This window comes from Methylovulum psychrotolerans (assembly GCF_002923755.1).
Lineage (GTDB): Bacteria > Pseudomonadota > Gammaproteobacteria > Methylococcales > Methylomonadaceae > Methylovulum > Methylovulum psychrotolerans.
This window is the reverse complement of the sequence record NZ_PGFZ01000003.1, coordinates 33191-56312: the sequence shown is the minus strand read 5'-3', so window position 1 is coordinate 56312 and position 23122 is coordinate 33191. Positions and strand designations below refer to the sequence as shown.

At 49.8% G+C, this 23122-nt stretch carries 25 protein-coding genes; 10 read left to right on the top strand and 15 right to left on the bottom strand.

Annotated elements, in window-relative coordinates; genetic code table 11:
* Positions 1–1269, top strand: coding sequence for a sugar MFS transporter (locus AADEFJLK_RS08235; RefSeq protein WP_103973923.1), 1269 nt, complete (start codon positions 1–3; stop codon positions 1267–1269).
* Positions 1270–1543: 274 nt separating this feature from the next.
* Positions 1544–2134 carry a Uma2 family endonuclease gene (locus AADEFJLK_RS08230; protein WP_103973922.1) on the top strand — a complete coding sequence of 197 codons (591 nt, stop codon included), beginning with the start codon at positions 1544–1546 and terminating at the stop codon, positions 2132–2134.
* 54 nt (positions 2135–2188) lie between these two features.
* Here the strand turns inward: AADEFJLK_RS08230 and AADEFJLK_RS08225 are convergent, their stop codons facing one another.
* The 6 genes from AADEFJLK_RS08225 to AADEFJLK_RS08200 form a co-directional block, all read right to left on the bottom strand.
* Positions 2189–2842 carry a hypothetical protein gene (locus AADEFJLK_RS08225; RefSeq protein WP_103973921.1) on the bottom strand — a complete coding sequence of 218 codons (654 nt, stop codon included), beginning with the start codon at positions 2840–2842 and terminating at the stop codon, positions 2189–2191.
* A gap of 217 nt (positions 2843–3059) precedes the next feature.
* Complete coding sequence (locus AADEFJLK_RS08220; protein WP_103973920.1) at positions 3060–3527, bottom strand: hypothetical protein; 468 nt, start codon at positions 3525–3527, stop codon at positions 3060–3062.
* The gene (locus tag AADEFJLK_RS08215; RefSeq protein ID WP_103973919.1) at positions 3524–3931 is read right to left on the bottom strand and encodes a GFA family protein; all 408 of its coding nucleotides are present in this window, start codon (positions 3929–3931) and stop codon (positions 3524–3526) included. The genes AADEFJLK_RS08220 and AADEFJLK_RS08215 overlap by 4 nt, the downstream gene beginning before the upstream one ends.
* Positions 3932–4141: 210 nt before the next feature.
* Positions 4142–4513, bottom strand: a complete 372-nt coding sequence (locus AADEFJLK_RS08210; RefSeq protein WP_103973918.1) for a hypothetical protein — start codon at positions 4511–4513, stop codon at positions 4142–4144.
* Positions 4514–4733: 220 nt separating this feature from the next.
* Positions 4734–5267 (bottom strand): hypothetical protein, encoded by a 534-nt coding sequence (locus AADEFJLK_RS08205; RefSeq protein WP_146054539.1) that lies wholly within the window; start codon positions 5265–5267, stop codon positions 4734–4736.
* A 666-nt stretch (positions 5268–5933) separates the two neighbouring features.
* Positions 5934–6704: a M10 family metallopeptidase C-terminal domain-containing protein gene (locus AADEFJLK_RS08200; RefSeq protein WP_103973916.1), complete on the bottom strand. Its 771-nt coding sequence runs from the start codon at positions 6702–6704 to the stop codon at positions 5934–5936.
* Between the two features lie 155 nt (positions 6705–6859).
* On the opposite strand from AADEFJLK_RS08200, the gene AADEFJLK_RS08195 reads away from it, so the two are divergent.
* Positions 6860–7159 carry a phage integrase N-terminal SAM-like domain-containing protein gene (locus AADEFJLK_RS08195; protein ID WP_249028004.1) on the top strand — a complete coding sequence of 100 codons (300 nt, stop codon included), beginning with the start codon at positions 6860–6862 and terminating at the stop codon, positions 7157–7159.
* 201 nt (positions 7160–7360) lie between these two features.
* Positions 7361–8362: a serine/threonine protein kinase gene (locus AADEFJLK_RS08190; protein WP_103973915.1), complete on the top strand. Its 1002-nt coding sequence runs from the start codon at positions 7361–7363 to the stop codon at positions 8360–8362.
* Here the strand turns inward: AADEFJLK_RS08190 and rnhB are convergent.
* The 7 genes from rnhB to efp all read right to left on the bottom strand — a co-directional run bounded on the left by rnhB (position 8343) and on the right by efp (position 14767).
* On the bottom strand, positions 8343–8948 hold the full coding sequence (gene rnhB, locus AADEFJLK_RS08185) for a ribonuclease HII (protein WP_103973914.1): 606 nt from the start codon (positions 8946–8948) through the stop codon (positions 8343–8345). The genes AADEFJLK_RS08190 and rnhB overlap by 20 nt on opposite strands.
* A gap of 7 nt (positions 8949–8955) precedes the next feature.
* On the bottom strand, positions 8956–9726 hold the full coding sequence (lpxA, locus tag AADEFJLK_RS08180; RefSeq protein ID WP_088620133.1) for an acyl-ACP--UDP-N-acetylglucosamine O-acyltransferase: 771 nt from the start codon (positions 9724–9726) through the stop codon (positions 8956–8958).
* A gap of 2 nt (positions 9727–9728) precedes the next feature.
* The gene (gene fabZ / locus AADEFJLK_RS08175) at positions 9729–10172 is read right to left on the bottom strand and encodes a 3-hydroxyacyl-ACP dehydratase FabZ (RefSeq protein WP_088620134.1); all 444 of its coding nucleotides are present in this window, start codon (positions 10170–10172) and stop codon (positions 9729–9731) included.
* Positions 10173–10219: 47 nt separating this feature from the next.
* Positions 10220–10726: an OmpH/Skp family outer membrane protein gene (locus AADEFJLK_RS08170; RefSeq protein WP_088620135.1), complete on the bottom strand. Its 507-nt coding sequence runs from the start codon at positions 10724–10726 to the stop codon at positions 10220–10222.
* A 96-nt stretch (positions 10727–10822) separates the two neighbouring features.
* Positions 10823–13138, bottom strand: a complete 2316-nt coding sequence (gene bamA / locus AADEFJLK_RS08165) for an outer membrane protein assembly factor BamA (RefSeq protein WP_088620136.1) — start codon at positions 13136–13138, stop codon at positions 10823–10825.
* 78 nt (positions 13139–13216) lie between these two features.
* On the bottom strand, positions 13217–14197 hold the full coding sequence (epmA, locus tag AADEFJLK_RS08160) for an EF-P lysine aminoacylase EpmA (protein WP_103973913.1): 981 nt from the start codon (positions 14195–14197) through the stop codon (positions 13217–13219).
* A complete protein-coding gene (gene efp, locus AADEFJLK_RS08155; RefSeq protein ID WP_088620138.1) occupies positions 14198–14767 on the bottom strand; it encodes an elongation factor P in 570 nt (189 codons plus the stop codon). It lies immediately after the preceding gene.
* An 83-nt stretch (positions 14768–14850) separates the two neighbouring features.
* On the opposite strand from efp, the gene epmB reads away from it, so the two are divergent.
* From epmB to AADEFJLK_RS08140, 3 genes are all read left to right on the top strand, one after another.
* Entirely contained in the window at positions 14851–15870 is a 1020-nt protein-coding gene (gene epmB, locus AADEFJLK_RS08150; RefSeq protein WP_103973912.1) for an EF-P beta-lysylation protein EpmB, read from the top strand.
* Positions 15871–16095: 225 nt separating this feature from the next.
* A complete protein-coding gene (locus tag AADEFJLK_RS08145) occupies positions 16096–16401 on the top strand; it encodes a ComEA family DNA-binding protein (RefSeq protein WP_103973911.1) in 306 nt (101 codons plus the stop codon).
* A gap of 180 nt (positions 16402–16581) precedes the next feature.
* Positions 16582–17715 carry a hypothetical protein gene (locus AADEFJLK_RS08140; RefSeq protein WP_088620142.1) on the top strand — a complete coding sequence of 378 codons (1134 nt, stop codon included), beginning with the start codon at positions 16582–16584 and terminating at the stop codon, positions 17713–17715.
* 9 nt (positions 17716–17724) lie between these two features.
* Here AADEFJLK_RS08140 and AADEFJLK_RS08135 read toward each other — a convergent pair whose 3' ends face one another.
* On the bottom strand, positions 17725–18405 hold the full coding sequence (locus tag AADEFJLK_RS08135) for a hypothetical protein (RefSeq protein WP_103973910.1): 681 nt from the start codon (positions 18403–18405) through the stop codon (positions 17725–17727).
* 515 nt (positions 18406–18920) lie between these two features.
* Between AADEFJLK_RS08135 and AADEFJLK_RS23890 the strand changes: the two genes are divergently transcribed.
* The 3 genes from AADEFJLK_RS23890 (at position 18921) to radA (ending at position 22411) form a co-directional block, all read left to right on the top strand.
* On the top strand, positions 18921–19568 hold the full coding sequence (locus AADEFJLK_RS23890; protein WP_146054538.1) for a hypothetical protein: 648 nt from the start codon (positions 18921–18923) through the stop codon (positions 19566–19568).
* A 639-nt stretch (positions 19569–20207) separates the two neighbouring features.
* On the top strand, positions 20208–21035 hold the full coding sequence (locus tag AADEFJLK_RS08125; RefSeq protein ID WP_103973909.1) for an NAD-dependent epimerase/dehydratase family protein: 828 nt from the start codon (positions 20208–20210) through the stop codon (positions 21033–21035).
* Positions 21032–22411, top strand: a complete 1380-nt coding sequence (gene radA / locus AADEFJLK_RS08120) for a DNA repair protein RadA (RefSeq protein ID WP_088620146.1) — start codon at positions 21032–21034, stop codon at positions 22409–22411. Before AADEFJLK_RS08125 ends, radA begins: the two co-directional genes overlap by 4 nt.
* Here radA and AADEFJLK_RS08115 read toward each other — a convergent pair.
* Entirely contained in the window at positions 22408–23052 is a 645-nt protein-coding gene (locus AADEFJLK_RS08115) for an FHA domain-containing protein (RefSeq protein WP_088620147.1), read from the bottom strand. The genes radA and AADEFJLK_RS08115 overlap by 4 nt on opposite strands.
* Between the last annotated feature and the right edge of the window lie 70 nt (positions 23053–23122).

The window sequence follows — 23122 nt, the reverse complement described above, 5'->3', positions numbered from 1 at the left end:
ATGCCCCCCGCCCGCGCAAAAAACCCGTACTTCGGTGCCTTATCGCTATTAACCTCGTTATTTTTTATCTGGGGCTTCATCACTTGTCTGAATGATATTTTAATCCCACATTTAAAATCGGTATTTACCCTGAATTATACCCAAGCCATGTTAATTCAGTTTTGCTTTTTTGCCGCGTATTTTCTGGTGTCGATACCCAGCGGTGCGATAGTCAAAAAAATCGGTTATAAACGCGGTATTATCATCGGCCTGACGGTCACGGGCGTAGGCTGCCTATTGTTTTATCCGGCGGCACAGTTGCGCTTGTATCCACTGTTTTTAGCGGCGTTTTTTGTCTTGGCTTCCGGTATTACCCTGTTGCAAGTCGCCGCCAACCCCTACGTCACCTTATTAGGCGACCCCGCCACCGCCTCCAGCCGCCTGACCCTGACCCAAGCTTTCAACTCGTTAGGCACTACCATAGCCCCTTATTTAGGCGCGGTGTTTATCCTCGCCACTGCCGTTAAGACTTCGGCAGAATTGGTCCAGTTAGATGCCGGACAACTGGCGGCTTACCAAAGCGCCCAAGCCAGCGCGGTACAGCAACCTTATCTGCTGCTGGCGGCGGTGCTGTTTGTGGTGGCGGGGGTGTTCGCCGCCATCAAACTGCCTGCCATTACCGATCAAACCGAACCCCAGCCCCTGCTAGGCGCAAGTTCGCCCAGCCAAAGCAGCGCTTGGCAGTATCGGCATTTAGTATTGGGGGCGGTGGCGATTTTTGTCTATGTCGGCGGGGAAGTCGTCATCGGCAGCTTTCTCGTCAGCTTCCTGACTGACCCAAACCTAGCGGCCTTAACGGAGCAAAACGCCGCCAAGTATGTGGCGTTTTATTGGGGCGGGGCGATGGTCGGGCGGTTTCTGGGTTCCGTCATCATGCAGGCCATCCCCGCGCGTAAGGTCTTAGCCTTTAACGCCCTGACCGCCGCCTTGCTGGTGTTGGTTACGATGCTGGGCAGAGGCGATTGGGTGATGTGGACGATTTTGGCGGTCGGGCTGTTTAATTCCATCATGTTCCCGACCATTTTCTCTTTGGCCCTAACAGGTTTAGGCCAGCACACCGGGCAGGGTTCGGGTATTTTATGCGCCGCCATCGTCGGCGGGGCAATCATCCCGCTCCTGCAAGGCCTATTCGCCGACCACATCGGCCTGCAACAGGCATTTTTTATCCCTATCTTGTGCTATTTGTATATTGCCTATTATGGGTGGCGCGGTTGTGCGGTTCGGGTTTAGGGGGTGTGAGTTGATGGACACGGGGGGAGCTTAAAAAAGTCTTAGGAATGTATACTTCAAACGGTCAAGTTTTCGGTTTTTTGGTAGGGTACGCTGTACCCTATGGTGAATTGTAAAAGCCGAAAACTTGGCCATTCACAGTATACATAAAATAACCTTCGCATAATCAGTGACCTAAGACCTTTATCGTCTGCCTGAATTATTTTTACATATTCATTAACAAAAATCGGCCTCAATACCCTATAAAATCCGGCAACTATTTTGGAGCAACCGCATGTTAGCGACAAAAAATATCAGCTTAACCAGCGTGGAAGACTATTTGCAATGGGAGCTGACCAGCGAAGTGAAGCATGAATTGATTGACGGGTATCTGTATGCAATGGCGGGAGCCAGTGCTAACCATGAAAGGATAGCGGTCAATATGCTGTCAGCATTCAACAATCACTTAAAAAATTCGCCTTGCGAGCCTTTTGGTTCTGACATGAAATTGCGGGTCAAGGCAAATTTTTTCTATCCCGATATAATGGTGGTATGCAATTTTGACGATTCGGCACCTTTTTTTACGGATACGCCGCTTATCATTGTTGAAGTCTTATCAAAATCGACCCGTAAAACGGATGAGACGATTAAATTGATGTCATATATCAACATTCCCAGCCTAAAAGAATATGTGCTGATCGAACAAGACTTTGTCGATATTCAGGTGATAAGAAGAAGCGAAAGGTGGCTACAAAAACATTATTTCTTGGGCGATGAAGTCACTTTTGAAGCCATAGGCTTAACCTTGTCCGTTGCCGATATTTATCGCCGCGTACAAAATGACGATATGACGGAATTTTTGCACAACACCGCCGGGCAGCAGTGACCTGCCGACACATTTCTGGATTGTTCTTACCCATCAACAAAAGCAACCCAACAGCTATTGCTGACTGGTAATCAGCATATCGATGTTGGTTGAATCACAAGCGTAGTCACCCTTTTTATCGATGACAACATACAATTTCGTTTCTTTTGTTACCTGAATATCTGATGCAATAAAAGTTGAACCCATACCATTTGCCAATACACCTGACTGCAATATGGCTGAATCCTTTTTTAAATACCACTTAATGCCATCGCCACAATCAGGATTGATGTCGGAAACCCTGCCCAATAAGCTGATGGCACCCGAGACTGGGCTTGCCCAACGAAGGATTACCTGATTTTGAAATCCCGGATGGGCATGGAAGATGCCCTTGCGCAACCGAAAATGACTGGTGTTATCTTCAAAAATAAAAGCTTTCTTTGGAATGGAAATACCCGCTAAGGTTGATAAATCTGCCCAACACTCTTGAGGATATTTGCCGCATGGGGGTAAGGTATGTTTTTGTAAAAGGGTGTATTTGGCAGGGTCATCATTGCCAGGAGTATTTTGCATAAATGCCCATACCCCCCAAGGATTCGAAGGCACCCCATTCATCACTGAACGGGACAAGTTCCATGATTTTGCCACCCCTGCTATTGCAAGATTTCCAAATGACAACAATGCAACCGCCCCTATTAGGGCAAAAGTTTTAAGCGTATTTTTTGACATCGGTTTTCCCTCTAATTGATTGCCCAACGTAAAGGTAAAAGGGGCACGCTGCTAACGAAAGCGAAGCCGCCGAACCTTGATAAAAAAACAGAACTTCAAAACCACCAACGGGCGGCGCGTCCATTTGACTGGCTTGTTGGGCATAACGATGTGTAGTAAAGCCAAGCCTCCAAACAAAATAACAAATGGATGCCGATTGACGAACCCACCTTACGGGTTAATAAACATCAATAATAACCGCAAAACCCAAAGCAGGAATGGCCATTAAATCCATTCTGGCGTTTGACGTGTAGTATGCGCCTTTTTGCATCACGGCTTCTGTAATTTTATTAAGAAGCGTAGCACTGATTACCGCGCATCTTGTTGGATTATCCTCACCCCTATTGATTTTCCATATTGGTAAAGTAGGCGTTTCTTTCCAGCCATTATAGTTTTCATAGCCATTGCCAACTACACTGTCAAAAAATTTAATTCCCTGAGTTTCAATGTTTTTTATGGTTGATTCGGCTAGTTTAAACACTGCCACATCACATCCATCCCATAAATCACCTTCGGTTCCCATCGCTACTGGATAAGCCACTTTTATTGCCGAGGGTAGCACCCTTAATTGATGAATATACTGAAAAATATTATTGGTATTAAAAAGCACTATTAGCAATACTAAATAATATTTGTAACTACTCATGGATAACCTAAAGATGGCGGGCCTTCTGGATATTGAGGCAGGTTATCTGTGATTTGTAACCAAGGTTGCTTTGAAGATACCCAAAAGTGCATGTCAGGTGTGAACAGTGACGGCTCGTCGAGGCTACCGGCTGTTAAGCCGATGACTCCAGCAGAAACACGCCGCGAGAAAATACTTGAACCGCAATGCGAGCAAAAACCGCGCTCAAGAGTTTCTGAAGAGTGAAATGTGCTGATTGGGCCAGAGATAGCAACATGCTCGATGCGCATGAGTACGCGGGCATTGAAAGCAGCACCGATAACTTTTTGACAAGCCTTACAGTGACATACCCTCTGGTTCAAAGGCTCAGAGGTCGTTTCATAACGCACGGCACCACATAGACAGCCACCACGGAATAAAGTCATTCAGCATCCCCCCCTTTCTACAACAGCCTAACGTTATGGTAAGGCGACCACCGCTAACGGAAGCTAGGCGAAGCCGCTTACCTTGAATTAAATTTGTGTTTCAAAACCGCCAACGGGCGGCGGGTCGCTTTGACTGACTTGTCGGGCTTGGCAATGCCGACAAACCCGCTACCACCCAACCAAAACAGATTAAATTGCCTTGATGTGCGATTACTCTATTGAATACATTTCTTCTCTTTGATACTCGTCTTCTTTAGTTACCTCAACAAGTTTTCCAATTTTACAATTTAGTAACTGAATAGATTTAATTTGCCGCCTTTTAATACTAATATGTGCAGGATAGCAGTAACCGCCGTGTTGACAAAAATTATCATCAACATAGCCAGATTTTTTAAATATGACTTTATTGTATTGTGTTACCGAATCAATTATTTCGCCCTTCTCCAAAACGCTTTGCGGGCTTTCCATTGCTCCAATATTGGTAAGAACTTTTGCGTTGCAAGACTCTGATGCTTGAACACTTCCCCATAAGAAAAATGATACTGCAAATATTGAGATGTATATCGCTGTGATTTTCTTCATGGTTTCCTTTTATATTTTGATGCCCAACGTTACGGTAAGGGACTCGCCGCTCTGAGAGCTTAACCGAAGCCGCCGCACCTTGATAAAAAACAGAACTTCAAAACCGCCAACGGGCGGCGCGTCCCCTTTTACTGACTTGTTGGGCTTGAGGGTGCTGACTTTGCCCAAACAATAGCAAAACCCCCAAGCTTGCCTTGCCGGATTTGGCTTGAACCCTAGATTACCAAATTACGACATATTCATTATTTAGTAACGCTTCCGTTGACCCATTATGCTCCCCGGAAAGGATACATTTGCTTGAAGATGAAACGCCACGGATAAGTTCGGCCAGTGCTATAAGTGTTGAGAACGCCTGAATATGCTCCGCAATAGAATGTTTGCTTGGGAAACTGAGATCATTCCAAAATACTATTTCAATTTCGTGTGTTCCCTTCTCTACATCGATCCAAACATAGAAGCAAATATCTCGCTCTGAAAATAACGATCCTCGAATGCTATGCTGCGTACTGGCTTCGGGCAATTCAATAAGCCGGAGCTTGGAATTAGAGTTTAACGGTTCCGGGATTCCAAGCGATTCTCCAGCCCAAGTTAGTATTTCCGGAGAAATAACGTGGGATTCGATTGCCTCAATTGAGGGGATTAAAGATTTATTATTCAGGTTGGTTATAAAAATTTCTGTTGCCATTCCATCATAGGGAAGCAATATATGTTTGGCCTTCTGCCAAAGATTTCTTGCCCTCAGTTCTGGTTCCATATTTTTGCCCAATGTAGAGTTGAGCAACTTAGGTAGCGGAAGCGGACTAAGTTGTTCTAACGACGCGTTAGGCATTCTTGCCGTGCGGCTGGCATGTTTCACATGCGCCCGTTTTAGACATTCCGCAAAAATTCCCCATCTGGAAATAGGCGAAGTTGGCGCAAAGCATGGGTGCTTGTGATGTGTCAACGAGTTATGCATCACAAGCACCCATGCTTTGCACAATACCATATTTGTAACCACTTGTAAATAATGGTATTTATTTATAAAGACAAGGGTTCGGCCTCGTTTTTTTGAAGTATCCGACCGACAGCACGGCAAGTGTGCCTAACGTTACGGTAAGGGAATGCCCGCGTGATTGCCTACAGCGGAGTCGCTTACCCATAAAAAAACAAAAACTTCGCCAGCCGGAACAGCGGGCAGTCCCTTTGACTGACTTGTTGGGCTGATAGATATACTCTGAGCGGTCACTAATTGAGCCTTGTCACTCTCTTTTCTAACAGATGAGGGTTGGAATTGACACTTCCAATAAACGCAATCTAATGCCGTTCACAGTATATTAGACCAAAGCCAAGCAGTTCATAGACGCGGAACAGCAAAATGCGATGCCTCATGAACACTTCGACTCTGAAATGGTGGATTGCTAGCGCAAATCCACCTTACCAATTATCCCAATATATCGGTTGCTGTTAAACCGATCTTCCCGACTAATTCAACCTGATATTCTGCTGCTACGTCGTTATCAGTGTTTAACTGGACATAAGTGGTGTTGCTGATGTTGGAGTTAACGTAACGTATCTGACCTCCCGCCGTTGTGAATGCAGAAGTACCGATAAAACTAAAACTTTGGTCACCCGCTATGCTAGAATTTGCATCGATTCGTGAAAAATCCAAGATGTCATTCTGGGTTTTACTGAAATCACTGATCGTATCGCTACCAAAATTACCTTCGAAAACAAAACAATCTTGACCGAGGCCTCCCCTCAGCGTATCAGGCCCGCCTTTGCTATTGATGGTGTCGTTATACCGCGTTCCATAGATGGATTCATAGCCATAGTCGCTTCCAGTCATAGTAAGGCCGCCAGTAAGTGAAATTGGGGCGGCTGAACCAATTTTAAGGAATTCGACCGTAGTTGAGAGCAGATGGTCTGGGAGAGTGATTTTTCCGTAGCCATCGGCTATGACCGAAAGATCGCCATACATATCACCGACCAGACGCACTGCAGAAGCCGGAATATCACTCAATATGCGGAGGGTGTCGTTGCCGCCATTTGTGGATTCTTTCACGTAGTCGTAACCAAAATTGCCGGAAAAATCGTAAAAGTCGTTACCGAGACCACCGATAAGGGTGTCGTTCCCGCCTTTACCATTGAACGTGTCACTTTGATCTGTTCCTGTAAGTGTTTCGCTATAGTTAGTACCCGTTCTCTTTGCCATTTTTATTATCCCAAGTTAAAAATAAAAGCCCAACGTTATGTAGACAGCCTAAATGACGCAAGATATTGCGTCATTTAGGCTGTCTACAGTTCTTTAAAGATGTAAAATTTCTTTTCTTTTATAAGTTTAGCAGAATTTAGCACATCCTATAACTTATGCAATACCCGTCAGGTAATTTATTTGTTCAGAAATCTAAGCTGTTAGACCAAGTCAGGGAAAAAATCCGCTTTAAACATTACAGCATCCGTACAGAACAGACTTACACAGATTGGATTAGGCGGCTCTGCATTTTGGCAAGCGGCATCTGCGTGAAATGGGGATGGCTGAGGCCGGGCAATTTTGACGCATTTGGCGGTGGCGGGCAAGGTGTAGACCTCAACCCAGAACCAAGCGCGTTCGGCGTTGTTGTTTTTGTACAAAGCCGTTTTGACTACCAAATTACCTTCGCTGGGTAATGTGGAGTTGGCAAAAGTCGGCAAAGGTTTTAAGGATCGGTGGTGGCAATTTAGCAAAATAGCCGTGATGATGCGGCTATTAGCGAAACAAAGGCGTTTAATCAGTTGAGTTCTGCCCTAAGCGTGGTATAACTCGCACACTACCGTGGGCGGTTGAGTAACGCCGCCACCTTGAACTGACTTAAGATTTATACACACTTTATGACCACTTCCCTTGCGCCTTTTTATGCCTTATCCCCCGATATTATCCTCAACGCGCTGGAGAGCATCGGCTTAACGGGGGACGGGCGAATGCTGGCCTTAAACAGTTATGAAAACCGTGTCTACCAAGTCGGTGTTGCGGACGCGGGCACGGTGGTGATGAAGTTTTATCGGCCTGGGCGTTGGACGGATGCGGCGATTTTGGAAGAACATGCTTTCGTGCAGGCTTTATATGAAGAAGAGCTGCCCGTTGTACCCGCATTGGCGTTTGGTAATGGGGCGACGCTGCATGAGCTGGAAGGTTTCCGGTTTGCGGTATTTCCTAAGCAAGGCGGGCGGGTACCCGAACTGGCCGGATCTGCAAAGCTGGAGCGGATGGGGCGGCTGATCGCGCGGATTCATGCCATTGGCGCGGAAACGCCATTCCGGCACCGGCCTGGTTTGGACGTTAAGCAGTTCGGCGTAGCGGCGCGGGATTTTCTGCACAATAACCGCTGCATTCCGGCGGAATTTGCCGAAACTTACCATACGGTGAGTACGGAGTGTTTGGCAATGGCGCAAGCCTGTTTTGAGCGGGCGGGCAAACCTGCGCAACTGCGCTTGCACGGCGACTGTTATCCCGGCAATGTCTTGTGGACGGATGACGGCCCGCATTTTGTCGATTTTGACGACAGCCGCACAGGGCCGGCCATGCAGGATTTATGGATGTTGTTATCCGGTGAGCGGGAAGAAATGGCGGTGCAATTGGGGCATTTGTTGGCGGGCTATCGGATGTTTTACGATTTTGACAGCCGCGAACTGCATTTGCTGGAAGCGTTGCGCACTTTGCGCCTGATCCATTATTCGGCTTGGCTGGCGAGCCGCTGGGATGATCCGGCCTTTCCGGCGGCTTTCCCGTGGTTTACTTGGCCGAATTATTGGCAAGAGCGGATTGCCGAATTGCGGGTACAGCTGACCTTGATGGCGCAACCGCCGTTAGCGGTCAGCCGTTTTGATGACTGACCACGGCGTTTTCTGCCAACCACGTCCTGAGCGGGTTAAAGCTTTTCCGGTGGATGTCGAGGAAGCCATGCTGGCGGATTTCGGCAAGATGTTGCGCCGTGCCGTAGCCTTTGTGCTGGTGGAAGGCATAAACGGGGTAACGCTTATGGTAATCATCCATCAGCCTATCGCGTTCGACTTTGGCAAGGATGGAGGCGGCGCTGATGGCGGCGACTTTGCTGTCGCCTTTGACAATCGCCTGGGCAGGCATGGTCAGCTTGGGCAAGCGGTTGCCGTCCACTAAGACTTCATCCGGCACCACCGTCAGCCCGGCCACGGCGCGTTGCATCGCTAACAAGGTCGCTTGCAGGATGTTCAGCTGGTCAATCTCCTCGACACTGGCCGAAGCGATACACCAGCTTAAGGCCTGTTCTTGAATCTGCAAGAAGAGCTGTTCGCGTTTGGCGGCGGTCAGGGTTTTGGAGTCGGCCAGCCCGGCAATCGGGCGGTCAGGGTGCAGGATGACCGCCGCTGCGAACACCGCGCCCGCTAAGGAGCCGCGCCCGGCTTCATCAACCCCGGCCATAAGCGGTAAGGCGGTGTCCATAGCAGGCTTAGCGCAGGATGCCACGGGTGACGTTACGCAAAAAACTGACCATATCCGACACGGGTTTGCTGTCGCCCGCCATGTCTTCCATTTGCTCTATGGCATCTTCCAAACGGAGATTGGTTTTGTAGATGATTTTATAGGCTTTACGGATCAGGCGGATGTCATCGGCACTGATGCCGTTACGCTCCATGCCCACCGAATTAATGCCGTGCGGGCGGGTCGGTTTGCCGCCGACCATGATAAACGGCGGCACGTCTTGGGTGATGGCGCTGCCCATCGCCGCAAAGCTGTATTCGCCGATTTGGGTAAACTGATGCACCAGCGTAAAGCCGCCCAGAATGGCGTGGCTGTTCAGGCGCACATGCCCCGCTAACGATGCGCCGTTCGCCATAATAACGTGGTCGCCGATGAGGCAATCATGGGCGACATGGGTATAGGCCATAAACAAATTGTCGCTGCCGATGCGGGTGACGCTACGGTCTTGCTTGGTGCCACGGTGCATGGAGGTAAATTCGCGGATAGTGTTACGGTCGCCGATTTCCAGGCGGGTCACTTCGGCGGCGTATTTTTTGTCTTGCGGGTCTTCGCCTATCGACGCAAACTGGTAAATGCGGTTGTCTTTACCGATACTGGTAGGGCCTTTAACGACGACGTGCGAACCTATCTGGGTGCCGCTGGCAATTTTAACGTCGGCACCAATGACCGAATACGCACCAATGGTGACGCCTTCAGCCACTTCAGCCTTGCGGTCAATCAGGGCGGTAGGATGTATCAAGGTCAGTCCACCACAGCAGCACAGCGGATTTCGGCACTGGCGACAAATTCGCCATCCACCTCAGAGTGGCAATCAAACGCCCAGATATTGCGTTTGCTTTTGACAAAGTTGACATGCAGCATCAATTGGTCGCCAGGTACGACCGGACGCTTGAACTTGGCCTTATCAATACCGACCAGATAATAGATCATGCCTTCCAGTTCATCACCGGCGGTTTCCGATGCTAACAAACCGGTGGCCTGCGCCATCGCCTCAAGGATCAGGACACCGGGCATAATCGGTTTTTGCGGAAAGTGGCCTTGGAAAAACGGTTCGTTGTAAGTGACATTTTTAACGCCGAGCAAACTAACCCCAGGTATACACTCCACCACTTTATCGACAAGGAGAAAGGGATAGCGGTGTGGTAAAAATTCTTGTATTTGTAAAATATCTAATTTGATAGACATGATGAAGGTGCTTTTATCTAGGGGTTAGTGATACGGGTAACGGGTGATCAATCGGGCATGGAAGACAGTTTTTGCTGGACTTGCGAGGTCACATCAATTTTGTCGCTGGCATAGCTGACCCCATCATGCAGCACTAAATCAAAGTTTTGCTCTTTGGCAATGGCTTGGATGGCTTCAACAATCCGGCGTTGGAATTTGGCCAGTTCTTCATTGCGGCGGGCGTTAATGTCTTCGCTGAATTCCTGTTGCGAACGCTTGGCATCGCGCTTTTTGTTCATCAGGTCTTTTTCCATGTTCGAGCGTTCGGAATCGCTCATGATGGCAGCGTCCCGAGTCATTTTTTCTTCTTTGCTTTGGATGTCTTTCATCAGCGAGGACAACTGGTGTTCGCGTGAGGAAAATTCCATTTCCATACGTTTTCTGGCCTTTTCGACCATCGGGGATTTTTCCAAAATCGCCGGAATATTAACTACGCCAATTTTTAGCTCCGCAAAGCTGACATTGGCATTTGCCGCCAGTAACACGCCCAAAAATAATCCGATTTTGTTTTTCATTGTTAAATCAATCTCCAATTCATTAAATAGTAAGTTCTGTTAACGGTAGGTGGTTCAATTATAGGGGATAAGCAAAGCAAATCCCAAGACCTAAGGCTAGAAATTTTGCCCGAAGTTAAATTGGAACAATTGGCTTTGGTCTTGTACTTGCACCGCATTGCCGTTGTTGTCGATGTAGGTGGTCGTGCCGGTCTTTAAGGGCTGCGCGACACTGATCGATAAGGCCCCAAACGGCGATAGCCATTCGCCGGACAGGCCTGCCGCATATTTCAGATTATTGACCGTAAAGGCATTGCTGATGGTTCCTGCATCCATAAACGCCCCTAAGCGCACCGATTTGACATCGGATAAGAACGGTACGGGGAAAAACAGCTCGGCGTTGCCGATAATTTTGCTCGAACCGCCCAACGGATAGCCATTGGAGTCGCGCGGTCCTAAGGAGTTGTTGCGGTAGCCGCGCACCGAACCGGTACCGCCGCCGTAATAGTTTTCAAAAAACGGCAGGGCGCTGGTTTTGCCGTAGCCATGACCATAAGCCGCTTCCGCCTGTATCCTGAAGGTAAAATCTTTCGCCAACGGGAAATACAATTGGTGCTTATAGCCGACCTTATAATATTCCAAATCACTGCCGGGTGCCGTAATCAGGCCTGTTAAACGCTGTTGCCCACCCTTGCTGGGGAAAATCGCCCGGTTTAAGGTATCGTGTGTCCAGCTTAAAGTCGGCGATACGGTTAAAAAGCTATTGCCTTGATTATTGATAAAACTGCTGATTTGTTGCGACGAATACACCGTGGTGCTCAACTGGGTGTGCTTGCCTTCCAAACCGAAGCGCACTTGGTCGAACTCATTTAACGGGATACCGAAATCCATGCCCGCATTCAACACCTCGGTCGAATAGTTGGCAATATTAATTTGTCCGGCGTTCCGCTTGGTATAGCCCGCCGTATAACCGACGCTGACCCCGTCTTTGGTAAAATAGGGGTTAAAAAAGCCCAATTGGTAACTGGTCAGATAGGAACTGTTATTAAAGCCGATGTTAACCCGTTTACCCGAACCGAACACGTTGTCTTGGGAAATGTTGGCGTTAAAGACAATCCCCTGCACCTGCGAAAAGCCCACCCCCGCCGACAAGTTACCCGACGCTTTTTCGGTCACGCCAAAATTGACATCAATTTGGTCGTTGGTGCCGACCACGGGCGGGGTTTCGACATTGACTGACTCAAAATAGCCCAAGCGTTCCAAACGGGTTTTTGAGCGCTCAATCTTAGCGCTGGAAGCCCAACTGGATTCCATTTGGCGCATTTCCCGCCGCAACACTTCATCGCGGGTTTTGGTGTTGCCGCTCATATTAATCTGATGGACATAAGCCCGCTTGCCCGGATCGACGAAAAACGTCATATCCACGGTCTTGTTCGCTTCGTTAACGTCCGGGACCATATTGACGTTGGCGAAGGCATAGCCGTCGTTGCCTAGGCGGTCAGAAATGGCTTTAGAGGTTTCGGTGGCGCTTTTGCGGGAGAACACTTCCCCCGGCCCTATGCCGACTAATTTGATCAACTCTTCCGGTGGGGCAATCAGATTACCCGCCAGTTTAACCTTTTCTACTGTGTAAACCGCGCCTTCCTTGACGTTTATGGTGACATAAATATCTTTTTTATCAGGGGTAATGGCGACTTGCGTCGATTCAATGGCAAAATTGATATAGCCGCGGTCCAAATAATAGGAGCGCAAAGTTTCTAAGTCCGCCGCCAGCTTTTGCTTAGAATATTGGTCATCTTTGCTGTAAAACGACAGCCAGTTGCTGGTGCTGAGTTCAATGGTGCCCAGCAGAGTTTTGTCGTCAAAGGCTTGGTTGCCGACAATATTGATTTGCTTGATCTTGGCGACCTTGCCTTCGGAAATGTTAATGGTAATGCCGACCCGGTTACGCGTCAGGTTCGCGACCTCGGTCTTGATTTTCAAACCGTATTTGCCGTGGCTAAGGTATTGGCGGTTAAGTTCCTGTTCGACCTTATCCAACACTTGGCGGTCAAAAATTTTCCCTTCCGACAAACCGATCTTATCCAAGGCCTTTTTTAAATCGTCTTTGGACAAATCCTTATTGCCTTCAAAAATGATTTTGGCAATGGAGGGCCGCTCGATCACCTTAACCATCAAGGTGTTGCCCTGCCTTTCTAAGGTGATGTCCTTAAAAAACCCGGTCTTAAATAAAGCCCGAATGGCAGGGGCGACTTTTTCTTGGGAAAAGCGTTCGCCGACATTAACGGGTAGGTAGTTATACACTGTTCCGAGCGAAATACGTTGCAGACCGGTGACTTTAATATCACTGACAACGAATTCTCCGTCACTTTTAACCGCCTGGGAAACAAGCAAGCCTAGCAATAACCAGCGAGAAAAAGGATGTAATTTCATGTAAACAGCGAAAAGTAAAACAATTTTAGTGAATAGGGGGCTGGTCGGGATTATAGCACAGTAAGAATTGAAAAGACCTTACGCTCTGTCAACAGCAAAGCTCAGCGTCTCGCTGAGTGCCGTCGCTGTGCCTGACAGCAACAATAATACCCTGTCCAAACCCATGGCGATGCCGGCACAATCGGGCAGGCCTGCCGCTAATGCCGCCAGCAAACGTGAGTCTTCGATAACGGCGGGGAGGTTTTGTTCCTGCCGTTGTTGAATTTCCTTATTAAAGCGCCGTGCCTGCTCGTCGGCATCGGTCAGTTCATAATAACCGTTACCCAACTCAACGCCGCGCATAAACAGTTCGACCCGCTCGACCGTTAACGGATTATCGGGGCTAGGACGCGCCAAAGACGACTGGCAGGCCGGATAGGCGTAGACCATACATAAGCCTTGAGCGCCCAAAAACGGCTGCACCTTATGGCTGAACAACATATCCAACCACAATACATGGTCTTCACCACATAAAGCCACCGCTTCCGGCAAGCCGTTCGCCACCGCATAAGCGCAATAGTCGGCAGAGTTAAATTGCAGCGCGTCCAAACCCGTATGGGCGCGGAACACCGCCTGATAACTGTGCCGTTGCGGCGGCTGCAAGCCTTGGTCGGCAAATAGCACGGCGAACAAGTCCGCCACTTCGGCCATTAAATCGTCCAGGGTAAAGCCCACCCGATACCATTCCAATAGGGTAAATTCGGGATTATGGAAGCGTCCGGCCTCACCGTTCCTAAAGGCCTTACCTATCTGGTAAATCGAACCGCTACCCGCCGCCAACAAGCGTTTCATGGCAAACTCCGGCGACGTTTGCAAATACAAGGTCTGCCGTAAGGGCGGGCTATGATAGTTGGTGCTAAAAAAAGCCAATTGCGGGTCAGTACCCGTGCAATGCCCCAATAACGGCGTTTCCACTTCCAGCACCGCGCGGGCGTGGAAAAACGCCCGAATGTCCTGCAACAAGCGGGCGCGGCGTTGCAGTGCCGCCACGCTACAGGAAGGTTGCCAATCCGCCTGCATTTAGTCTTTAACGCGGGAAATATATTCCCCGGTGCGGGTATCGACCTTAATCACCTCGCCGATTTGCACAAACAGCGGCACACGCACCACAGCCCCAGTGGTCAGTTTAGCCGGTTTACCGCCGCCGCCGGAGGTATCGCCGCGCACACCCGGATCGGTTTCGACAATTTCCAACTCGACAAAGTTAGACGGTGTCACCGCTAACGGTGCGTCATTCCATAAGGTCACGAAGCAAAAATCTTGGTCTTTCAGCCATAAACCGGCATCGCCGACGATTTTGGCATCGGCCTGATATTGCTCAAAGGTATCTTGCACCATAAAATGGCGATATTCGCCATCGTTATACAGATATTGCATTTCCACATCAACTACATCCGCGCCTTCCAGCGACTCGCCCGATTTAAAGGTGCGCTCAATCACCCGGCCTGTTTTTAAGTTTCTGATTCTAACGCGGTTAAACGCCTGACCCTTACCCGGTTTGACAAACTCATTTTCAATGATTGCGCAAGGGTCATTATCGAGCATGATTTTTAACCCGGCTTTAAACTCATTAGTGCTATAAACAGCCATTTTATCCTCAGTGTGACACAATAATTAAAAGTTGCCCATTATAATGGAGGCAACCCTCCAGAGAAACTTTAAATACCCCAGCCATGACCGAATACGCCGACGAGACCGCACATTTTGCCCAAAACTGGCAACAACAACTCAGCGGAGCCTTTACCCGCACCGAAGACCTGTGCGCTTACCTACAGCTACCGCCAGGGCAATTGCCCGCCGCCCTGACCGGGCCACAAAGCTTTGCTTTGCGCGTGCCGTTAAGCTTTGCCGCCAGCATGGAAAAAGGCAACCCCCACGACCCCTTACTGCGGCAAGTGCTGCCTATCGCCGACGAGCTACTGGCCGTGCCGGGCTTTACCACCGACCCGGTCGGCGATTTGCCCGCCCTGGCCGAAATCGGCGTATTGCACAAATACCACGGGCGGGTACTGCTGATTAACACGGGGACTTGCGCCATCAATTGCCGCTACTGCTTCCGCCGCAACTTCCCCTACGCTGATGTACAACTGGGCAAACAAAAGCAACAGGCGGCCTTAGCCTACATCGCCGCAGACCCCAGCATCAGCGAAGTGATTTTAAGCGGCGGCGACCCCTTGCTGCTAAACGACACGCAACTGGCGGCCTTGTGCCGACAACTTAGCCAAATTGAAACGGTTAAACGTATCCGCATCCACAGCCGCCTGCCTATCGTCTTGCCCGCACGGATCACCGACACCTTGCTGGACATTCTGGCCAACAGCGGCAAAACCTTGGTGCTGGTGGTGCATTGCAACCATCCCAACGAACTGAACCCCCGTACCGCCGCCGCCCTGCACCGCCTAAAACACCACGGCATCACCGTTTTTAACCAAGCCGTGCTGTTAAAAGGCGTTAACGACAATGCCGCTGTGCTCTGCCAGCTCAGCGAAGATCTGTTCAGCTTGGGGGTTATCCCCTATTACCTGCATTTATTGGATAAAGTCCACGGTGCGGCACATTTTGAAGTCGGCAAAGCGGAAGCCCTGCAACTGCTCCACGCCCTACAAACCGCCCTGCCCGGCTATTTAGTACCGAAACTGGTCACCGAACAGGCCGGGGCGGCGTTTAAGCAGTATGTCAGTGAGTTGGGCTAGCGGTGGAGGGCAATGGTCTTTAGGCTTTGCCGAGGGCTTTAACCCACGCCTGACCTAACCTGTCAGGTACCGGGCAACGTTTTGAGCCTGATTTTTTGCCGACTCGCCTATAAATATCAAAACACGGGTTGTATTGTCATAGTATGTTGCTACACTTTCTCATGGGGTATTCGCAGTAATTACCACCTATCCCCAACCCTTTTATTGACCGTTTGAGAGGCAACTATGAAAAAATTAACCCTGTTGTTTTGGCTGGGCTGTTTGGCCTTAGCCCCCGCCGCCTTTGCCGCCCCCGTTAACATCAATACCGCCGATGCCCAAACCATCGCCGACTCCCTAAAAGGCATAGGCCTGAAAAAAGCCGAGGCGATTGTCAAATACCGCACCGAAAAAGGCCCGTTTAAAGCCGTGGAAGAACTGACGAACGTCAACGGCATTGGCGAGAAAACCATCGAGAAAAACAAAGCGGACATCCAACTGAGCGGCACACCCGCCGCTCCCGCTGCCCCGGCGGGGAAAAAAGCCCCGTAAGGCTATTGCCCTCAGCTTAAAGTGGGTTTGTCGGGCGGGCTGTTTCTTGCCTGACAAACCACCGCTCATCGTTATACCTATCCCTACCTCCCCCATCAAATTACGGAAATCACCTTATTGTTACCCGCCCCGCCAACTTTTACACTGGAGCCCTGTAAAATTTTTGATAGGGGTTAAACCATGTTGGCAACGTATTTGGCAGGATTATGGCGTATCGCATTGGTAATGTTTGATTATCGGGGCTGGTACCGTTGGTTATCGGGACAACCGCCGATAGATGTGGCGATTATCACCAATATCCGTGACGAGGCCGAAGGCCAGGTATTTTGGGGCGATAACTGGCCAACATCGGGGCATTCCAATGGTGCGCGGATTTATTTAAATGGGGTGGCGGGGCAAGTGCGCGGCATTGCGGTCACGGCCGAAGAGCTGATGACCAAAGAAGGGCGGCAACGCGCCAAAAGCATTTTTATTGATGCCGTCATCTGGGCGCAAAAACGCGGCGCGAAAGTCATTTTACTGGCCGCGTCAACCAAGCGCCTGTTTGGTCGGGACGGGCACGAATTAAAACAACGCTTCCCCGATTTGCTGTTTACCATTGGCGATAACGGCACGGCGACTTTGTTATGCCAAGATGTCGATAATGCCTTGGCAAAGTCAGGTCTTAACAACAGTAACGCCAGGGTGTTAGTGTTAGGCTGTTATGGGATTTTGGGGGAGGCCGTCACCGCGCATTTAACCCAGCGCCAGTTTGATGTCGTCGGTTTCGGCGCGAACAAAAAAGCCTTGGCGGACATGGCGGCGCATTACCCGATAGCAATCGCCGATACGATGGATGCTGTAGGCCGTGTCGATGTCGTGATTGCCTGTACCCACAATGCCGATACCCGCCTGACCCGCGCCAGCATCAACGCGTTAAGGCAACATAACCGCAAGTTGTTGGTGGTTGATGTCGCCGAACCCGCCAATTTGGACGAAGCGACTTACCAACAGTGCCAAACGTGGGTGATCCGCCAAGATGCCGGTAACGCCCATTCGCCGTTATTAAGCTATGTGTTAGGCGGCATTTCATCACGGATGCTCAACTTGTCGCCACAAGTGGTGTTCGGCTGCTTCGCCGAAGCCCTGACCTTGTACCATAGCATTTACCGCGAGCATAACCATGTTTTGCTGAACCAAGATTGGTTTCAGGTCAATCCGGCCAACCGCGCCTTTATTGACAACGCCTTTGCCTCAGTGGCTATCCAGTGCCCTGACCGCTGCTGCTTTAACAAACCGGTCGCGGCGTTTACGTTGGAAACGTTGTCTGGTTAACTCATCCGGTCAAGCCGCTTGTTGGCGCAGTCCGCCGCTACCGTCCAGCACCGCTGCAATTGCCGAATAATCGATGGTATAGTGGCGGTTGGCCAGAATATGGTTAGCCAAGCGGATAATCGCCCGCCAATACCCGCGCTCGTTAATAAATGTAAAAGCCGCCCCGAACAGCGCGTCAATCTTTTTCGTCCGCGCTTGCGCATCCAGCCCTAAACAAGTCAGATATTCTTCCACCAACCATAAATCCGCCGCCCCGCCATAATGGTGTAAGGCATTGATATTTACGAGCCGGGAGTTAATGATTTCGTCATCACGCAAGGCGATATAATTGGCTTCCGCCAATGGCCCGACCAGCAAATTGACGATATCGGCATCAAACGCTTTCAGGTAGGCTTGTTTTTGGTGATGGGAAAAGCCACGGGTGGCTTCCGTCACTGACGACGGCAGGGTATGGATTAAGCGGCCACCGTCGACTCTGGCAATCCAGGGCGTGGTCAGGGCCCTATGCTGGCTGGGCGGGTGGTTTAAGCCGGAAATGAGGATTTGGAAGCAGACGGGGGGCAACTGCTGGTGTTTATTGCCGAAATAAATCGCCGCCGCATGACCTGCTTCATGGATGGCGGTTTTTCTGCTCAGTTCTTGCACATCTATGGGTTGGGCGGTACGTTTTGCCAGATAGCTACGATTCATTGATAGAACCTCGGTTAAAAAAAGAATGCGGACAAAGAAGTTGTCCGCATTGTCGAGAGGAAGGAAGGTAACCGTGTTGAGCAACAGTTGCGGCAAAGTGTAAAGCGAGTCCGCTCCCTTGAAAATGTGGCATTTTGTCACGCGGCAAAATGCCGCTATTTTTGGCATGAAATTCGCATAATAGGGTTTATTTGTGTTTGATAAATAGCCGTTAAATAAGGCTTATTGGCCTTTTAACGGCCTTGCCTTAAGGCATATCACACAAAAAAGCGGCATATCACACAGTGGCCGGACAGGCTGGCAGCAAAGGATATGATTAAGGTGTGGAGGGGCTTGGCGCAGGCAACACTCAACGATGGCATAGTAAACGGATAGGATGTGCCAAATTCTGCTAAACTTATAAAAGGAAAGCAATTTTATATCTTTGAAAAACGATAGACAATCGGATGCCGCAATAGCTTGCGTCAATTAAGCGGCCTACCTCACGTTGGGCTTTTAAATTTAGGATACAGGCAATGTTAAAATTTTTAGGTATGGCAGGCGTATTAGCATTAACCTTTTGCAACACGGCAACTGCTGGAAAAGCCCTATCATGGAATCTGTCACGAGACATGATGATAGGCATCACCACCAATCCAACAGGCGTATGGGCATTCATGCAAAATACTTCTGGTATCGACCAACCCGCTAACTACACGTTATTGCCGCAATATTATTCACCTTGTTTCGTTAATACCCCTTTGCTACATTGTTGGCGAGAAACCGATGCTAATGGGACATACCCTGTTGTTGGAATAGCAAAAAAAACCTTTACCTATCGCTTAACGACCCACACACAAGGGATTCCTCTTTTACATCCAGGCCTGAATATTCCAGTGATTCTAAGATGGAAAAGTCCAATAAATGGGAAAGTTAATATTATGGGCAGGGTTTCCGACATTGATTATATCAGTGGCGTTGGCGATGGCATTAACTGGTCACTCAAAAATAAAGACGCTACCGTCATAAAGTCCGGCACATTAGATAACGGCGAAGGCGCGGCGTTTTCAGCGCACAATATAGTGATGCGCAAAGGAGAAAGTCTGTATTTTTCAGTTGACATGAAAAACAACCTTAATAGTGATTCAACAAATTTAGATATTATCATTACCAGTCGGCAATAATCGATGGCTTTAGCGTTAGGCTAGACATCGAGGCAATCCAAGCGCTTTTGGTCGGTGGCTGTTTAACCTTAGCGGTGCTGGCCAATCAATCAAAGGGTCGTGCCGCCGTTCCGGCTGTCTTTTCATAGGTAAGCGGCCAGCGGGCGGGAAGCCAAATGAGTTTGGCTTTGGCAATTCGCTGTCACTACCCCCATGACCCCAGCCATACGTCAACGGCTTCATGCGGTACGGCGTAGCCTGTCAGTTTGTAATGTTGCCAACGTTCCATATCTTCCGATTTTTCACACCTGAACATCTCTTTCAGTCTACTATACTGTGAACGGCCAAGTATTTGGCTTTTACAATTCACCGTAGGGTACGCTGTACCCTACCAAAAAACCGAAAACTTGGCCGTTTGAAGTATATATTCCGTCGTTGCCTTCATCATCCCTAGCTGTTATGTGGCCTCACCCATTACCATTCTTATGCTATTGTCAGCCCCATCGCCAAGCTTTCTCAAGATAACCTTACCCCCTGTTTTTGGGCAGCTTTGTCGCCATGCAAAAAATATCCACACCCAGGCGTTAAATTTACCTGTACAGGCGATAAAATATCGGCCAACCTTGGCTATTTTCAATAACCCCACTTAAAAACCCCACTATGGCAAACATCCTTATTATCGGCTGCGGCGCTGTCGGTTCCGCCTTGGCGGCTGTGCTAAGCCGCCAAGGCCATACCGTCACAGGCTTGAAACGCCAGCCGCCCAGCCACAGCGACGGTATACATTATATCGCTGCCGACATTACCTCAGCGGCGGCTATCGACGCGTTAGATATAACAGTGGATGTGGTGTTTTTTATCGTCGCCGCCGGAGGGCGTTCCGAGCAAGGCTATCGGAGCCTTTATGTCGATGGCCTTCAGCATGTCTTGGCAAAGTTTAACCGCCAGCAGTGGTTTTTTGTCTCCTCTACCAGCGTCTACGCGCAAAGCCAAGGCGAATGGGTGGACGAAGACTCGCCCGCTGAGCCGGCCGTGATAACGGCGCAACTAATCCGCCAAGCCGAACAAACGCTATGGACGGCGAACCCCAGCCATATCGTGGTGCGTTTTTCCGGCATTTACGGGCCCGGGCGTGAGCATTTGTTGCGCATGGCGCGACAAACTCCAGCCATCCAACAACAACCCGCGTATTTCACTAACCGTATCCATCAGGAGGATTGTGTCGGGGTGTTGGCGTTTTTGTTTGGCCTGTGGTTAGCAAAAACCCCTTTGCAGCCGTGTTATCTCGCCAGCGACGACGACCCCGCACCGCTCTGGGAGGTGGTGTCTTGGCTAGCGGCGCGGCAAAACAGCCCAGTCCCTATCGCCAAGATTGCTGCTGCGGACGCGGATGCCAATAAGCGCTGCCGGAATGCCCGCCTGAAAGCCTTGGGCTATGCTTTCCGCTATGCCAGTTATCAAGATGGCTATGCCGGGTTGATCCTATGAGTAAAAAAATCAAAACCGCGTTTGTCTGTGACCAATGCGGCGCGGATTATCCGCGCTGGGGTGGGCAATGCACCAGTTGTGGGGAATGGAACACCATTAAGGAAGTGCGTTTAAGCGCCGCGCCGAAAGAACATGGCAACCGAGCGATGGGCTATGCGGGCAGCATCTCGACAGTCAAGCTGTTATCGGATGTCGATTTGGCGCAAACCGAGCGCATCCTTACCGGTATTACCGAGTTTGACCGGGTGTTGGGCGGCGGCATTGTATTGGGTAGTGTGGTGCTGATTGGCGGTGCGCCGGGGGCGGGCAAAAGCACCTTATTGCTTCAGGCCATTGCCAATATCGCTGATCGGGGCATCCGGGTGTTGTATGTGTCGGGTGAGGAGTCTTTGCAGCAGATTGCCGAACGGGCGCGGCGGCTAAAATTGCCTGCCAACCAGATTATGATGCTGGCGGAAACGTCGGTGCAGCGTATCTGTGAGGTGATGGACGAGGTGAAGCCGCAGATTTTGGTGATAGACTCTATTCAGGTGATGCACACCCAAGATGCCGAGTCCGCACCCGGTTCGGTGTCGCAGGTGCGCGAGTCGGCCAGTTATCTGACCCAATACGCGAAACGCCAGCAAGTGAGCATTTTCATGGTCGGCCATGTCACTAAAGACCAGTCCTTGGCCGGCCCCATGACCTTAAGCCATATCGTCGACACCCAGGTGATGCTCGGTTCTACCGATGATGCCCGTTACCGGGTGTTACGCGCCGATAAAAACCGTTTCGGCAGTGTCGGCGAGTTGGGCTTTTTTGCGATGGACAGCAGCGGTCTTAAGGAAGTGAAAAACCCCTCGGCGATGTTTTTAAACCGCGCCGAAACGCCCGCCTCCGGCAGTGTCGTAACGGTGTTATGGGAAGGCACACGGCCTTTACTGGTGGAGATACAAGCGTTGGTGACTGATTGCCAATACGGCAACCCGCGCCGCTTAGCGGTGGGGTTTGACCAGAACCGTCTGGCGATGCTGTTGGCGGTGTTGGCGCGGCACGGCAATATTATGACCGCCCAAGACGAGATTTATGCCAATGTGGTGGGCGGCATTAAGGTTAGCGAAACGGGTTCGGATTTGGCGATTGTGATGAGCGTGGTGTCCAGCCTAAAAAATAAGGTGATCCCGCATGATGTGCTGTTTTTTGGCGAAATTGGCCTGAGCGGTGAAATCCGCCCGGTCGCGAATGGCCATGCGCGGCTGAACGATGCCGCCAAGCATGGCTTTAAAAAAGCAGTGGTGCCTAAGGCCAATGCGCCCAAGCAGAAGCTGGCACAATTGCAGGTCTATCCGGTATCGACCTTGGCGGAAGCCTTGGATATTCTCGGTGACTTGGTTTAACCCAAGAAAAACAGCAAGGACGTTTGGTTGACGACAAGCACATCATTGTTGTTCAGTTTCATATAATGGTTGCCTAGCGGCTGGTTATTGAGGGTTAACAGACCCTTGGCCTCCAAAGCCGAAACGTAGTAGCCGTCCCGACGCTTGGAAATGACCACCACGCCGCTGCCCGTATTACCCAAGCGGGTCATGGCTTTTTTAAGCGGCAGCACTTTGCCGATGCTAGTCCCGCTCATCACCTGAAGATTGGCGGGGGGCAGGGTCACAAAGCCGTCATCGGCATCAAAGCCACCGACATGGGCATTAGAATAATCGTAATGGTTTTCGTCTGTCGTGTCCGGCTCGGACGTTTCCGTAATGCTATAGATAATGTCATGCTTACCTAGCGTGATGGTGTCGTTATGGTTCAGGTCGCATTCTTTGACTTTTTGGCCATTAACGATCAGCGGAAAATTTTCGTTTAATTGCTTGATAGTGCTGCCGCCGTTATCGCGGCTGATGATGGCGGCGTGGGCAGGAGCCACTGCCAGACTGTCGATAGTCAGGTCGTTGGTCTCGTCTCGGCCAATATGGACTACGCCTGTTTCGAACAAGAACGAGTCGATTGCCTTATATTTAAAGAAAACGGTAAGCTTTGCCATTGGTCTGGTATATTTAGCCTGAATTGACTTTAATTATAGACGGTATTTTTTCAACTATTCAAGAAAATAC

Coding starts and splice junctions, on each gene's coding strand:
- AADEFJLK_RS08235 (WP_103973923.1), top strand. CDS start 1: ATGCCCCCCGCCCGCGCAAAAAACCCGTACTTCGGTGCCTTATCGCTA.
- AADEFJLK_RS08230 (WP_103973922.1), top strand. CDS start 1,544: ATGTTAGCGACAAAAAATATCAGCTTAACCAGCGTGGAAGACTATTTG.
- AADEFJLK_RS08225 (WP_103973921.1), bottom strand. CDS start 2,842: ATGTCAAAAAATACGCTTAAAACTTTTGCCCTAATAGGGGCGGTTGCA.
- AADEFJLK_RS08220 (WP_103973920.1), bottom strand. CDS start 3,527: ATGAGTAGTTACAAATATTATTTAGTATTGCTAATAGTGCTTTTTAAT.
- AADEFJLK_RS08215 (WP_103973919.1), bottom strand. CDS start 3,931: ATGACTTTATTCCGTGGTGGCTGTCTATGTGGTGCCGTGCGTTATGAA.
- AADEFJLK_RS08210 (WP_103973918.1), bottom strand. CDS start 4,513: ATGAAGAAAATCACAGCGATATACATCTCAATATTTGCAGTATCATTT.
- AADEFJLK_RS08205 (WP_146054539.1), bottom strand. CDS start 5,267: ATGGAACCAGAACTGAGGGCAAGAAATCTTTGGCAGAAGGCCAAACAT.
- AADEFJLK_RS08200 (WP_103973916.1), bottom strand. CDS start 6,704: ATGGCAAAGAGAACGGGTACTAACTATAGCGAAACACTTACAGGAACA.
- AADEFJLK_RS08195 (WP_249028004.1), top strand. CDS start 6,860: ATGCAATACCCGTCAGGTAATTTATTTGTTCAGAAATCTAAGCTGTTA.
- AADEFJLK_RS08190 (WP_103973915.1), top strand. CDS start 7,361: ATGACCACTTCCCTTGCGCCTTTTTATGCCTTATCCCCCGATATTATC.
- rnhB (WP_103973914.1), bottom strand. CDS start 8,948: ATGGACACCGCCTTACCGCTTATGGCCGGGGTTGATGAAGCCGGGCGC.
- fabZ (WP_088620134.1), bottom strand. CDS start 10,172: ATGTCTATCAAATTAGATATTTTACAAATACAAGAATTTTTACCACAC.
- AADEFJLK_RS08170 (WP_088620135.1), bottom strand. CDS start 10,726: ATGAAAAACAAAATCGGATTATTTTTGGGCGTGTTACTGGCGGCAAAT.
- bamA (WP_088620136.1), bottom strand. CDS start 13,138: ATGAAATTACATCCTTTTTCTCGCTGGTTATTGCTAGGCTTGCTTGTT.
- epmA (WP_103973913.1), bottom strand. CDS start 14,197: ATGCAGGCGGATTGGCAACCTTCCTGTAGCGTGGCGGCACTGCAACGC.
- efp (WP_088620138.1), bottom strand. CDS start 14,767: ATGGCTGTTTATAGCACTAATGAGTTTAAAGCCGGGTTAAAAATCATG.
- epmB (WP_103973912.1), top strand. CDS start 14,851: ATGACCGAATACGCCGACGAGACCGCACATTTTGCCCAAAACTGGCAA.
- AADEFJLK_RS08145 (WP_103973911.1), top strand. CDS start 16,096: ATGAAAAAATTAACCCTGTTGTTTTGGCTGGGCTGTTTGGCCTTAGCC.
- AADEFJLK_RS08140 (WP_088620142.1), top strand. CDS start 16,582: ATGTTGGCAACGTATTTGGCAGGATTATGGCGTATCGCATTGGTAATG.
- AADEFJLK_RS08135 (WP_103973910.1), bottom strand. CDS start 18,405: ATGAATCGTAGCTATCTGGCAAAACGTACCGCCCAACCCATAGATGTG.
- AADEFJLK_RS23890 (WP_146054538.1), top strand. CDS start 18,921: ATGTTAAAATTTTTAGGTATGGCAGGCGTATTAGCATTAACCTTTTGC.
- AADEFJLK_RS08125 (WP_103973909.1), top strand. CDS start 20,208: ATGGCAAACATCCTTATTATCGGCTGCGGCGCTGTCGGTTCCGCCTTG.
- radA (WP_088620146.1), top strand. CDS start 21,032: ATGAGTAAAAAAATCAAAACCGCGTTTGTCTGTGACCAATGCGGCGCG.
- AADEFJLK_RS08115 (WP_088620147.1), bottom strand. CDS start 23,052: ATGGCAAAGCTTACCGTTTTCTTTAAATATAAGGCAATCGACTCGTTC.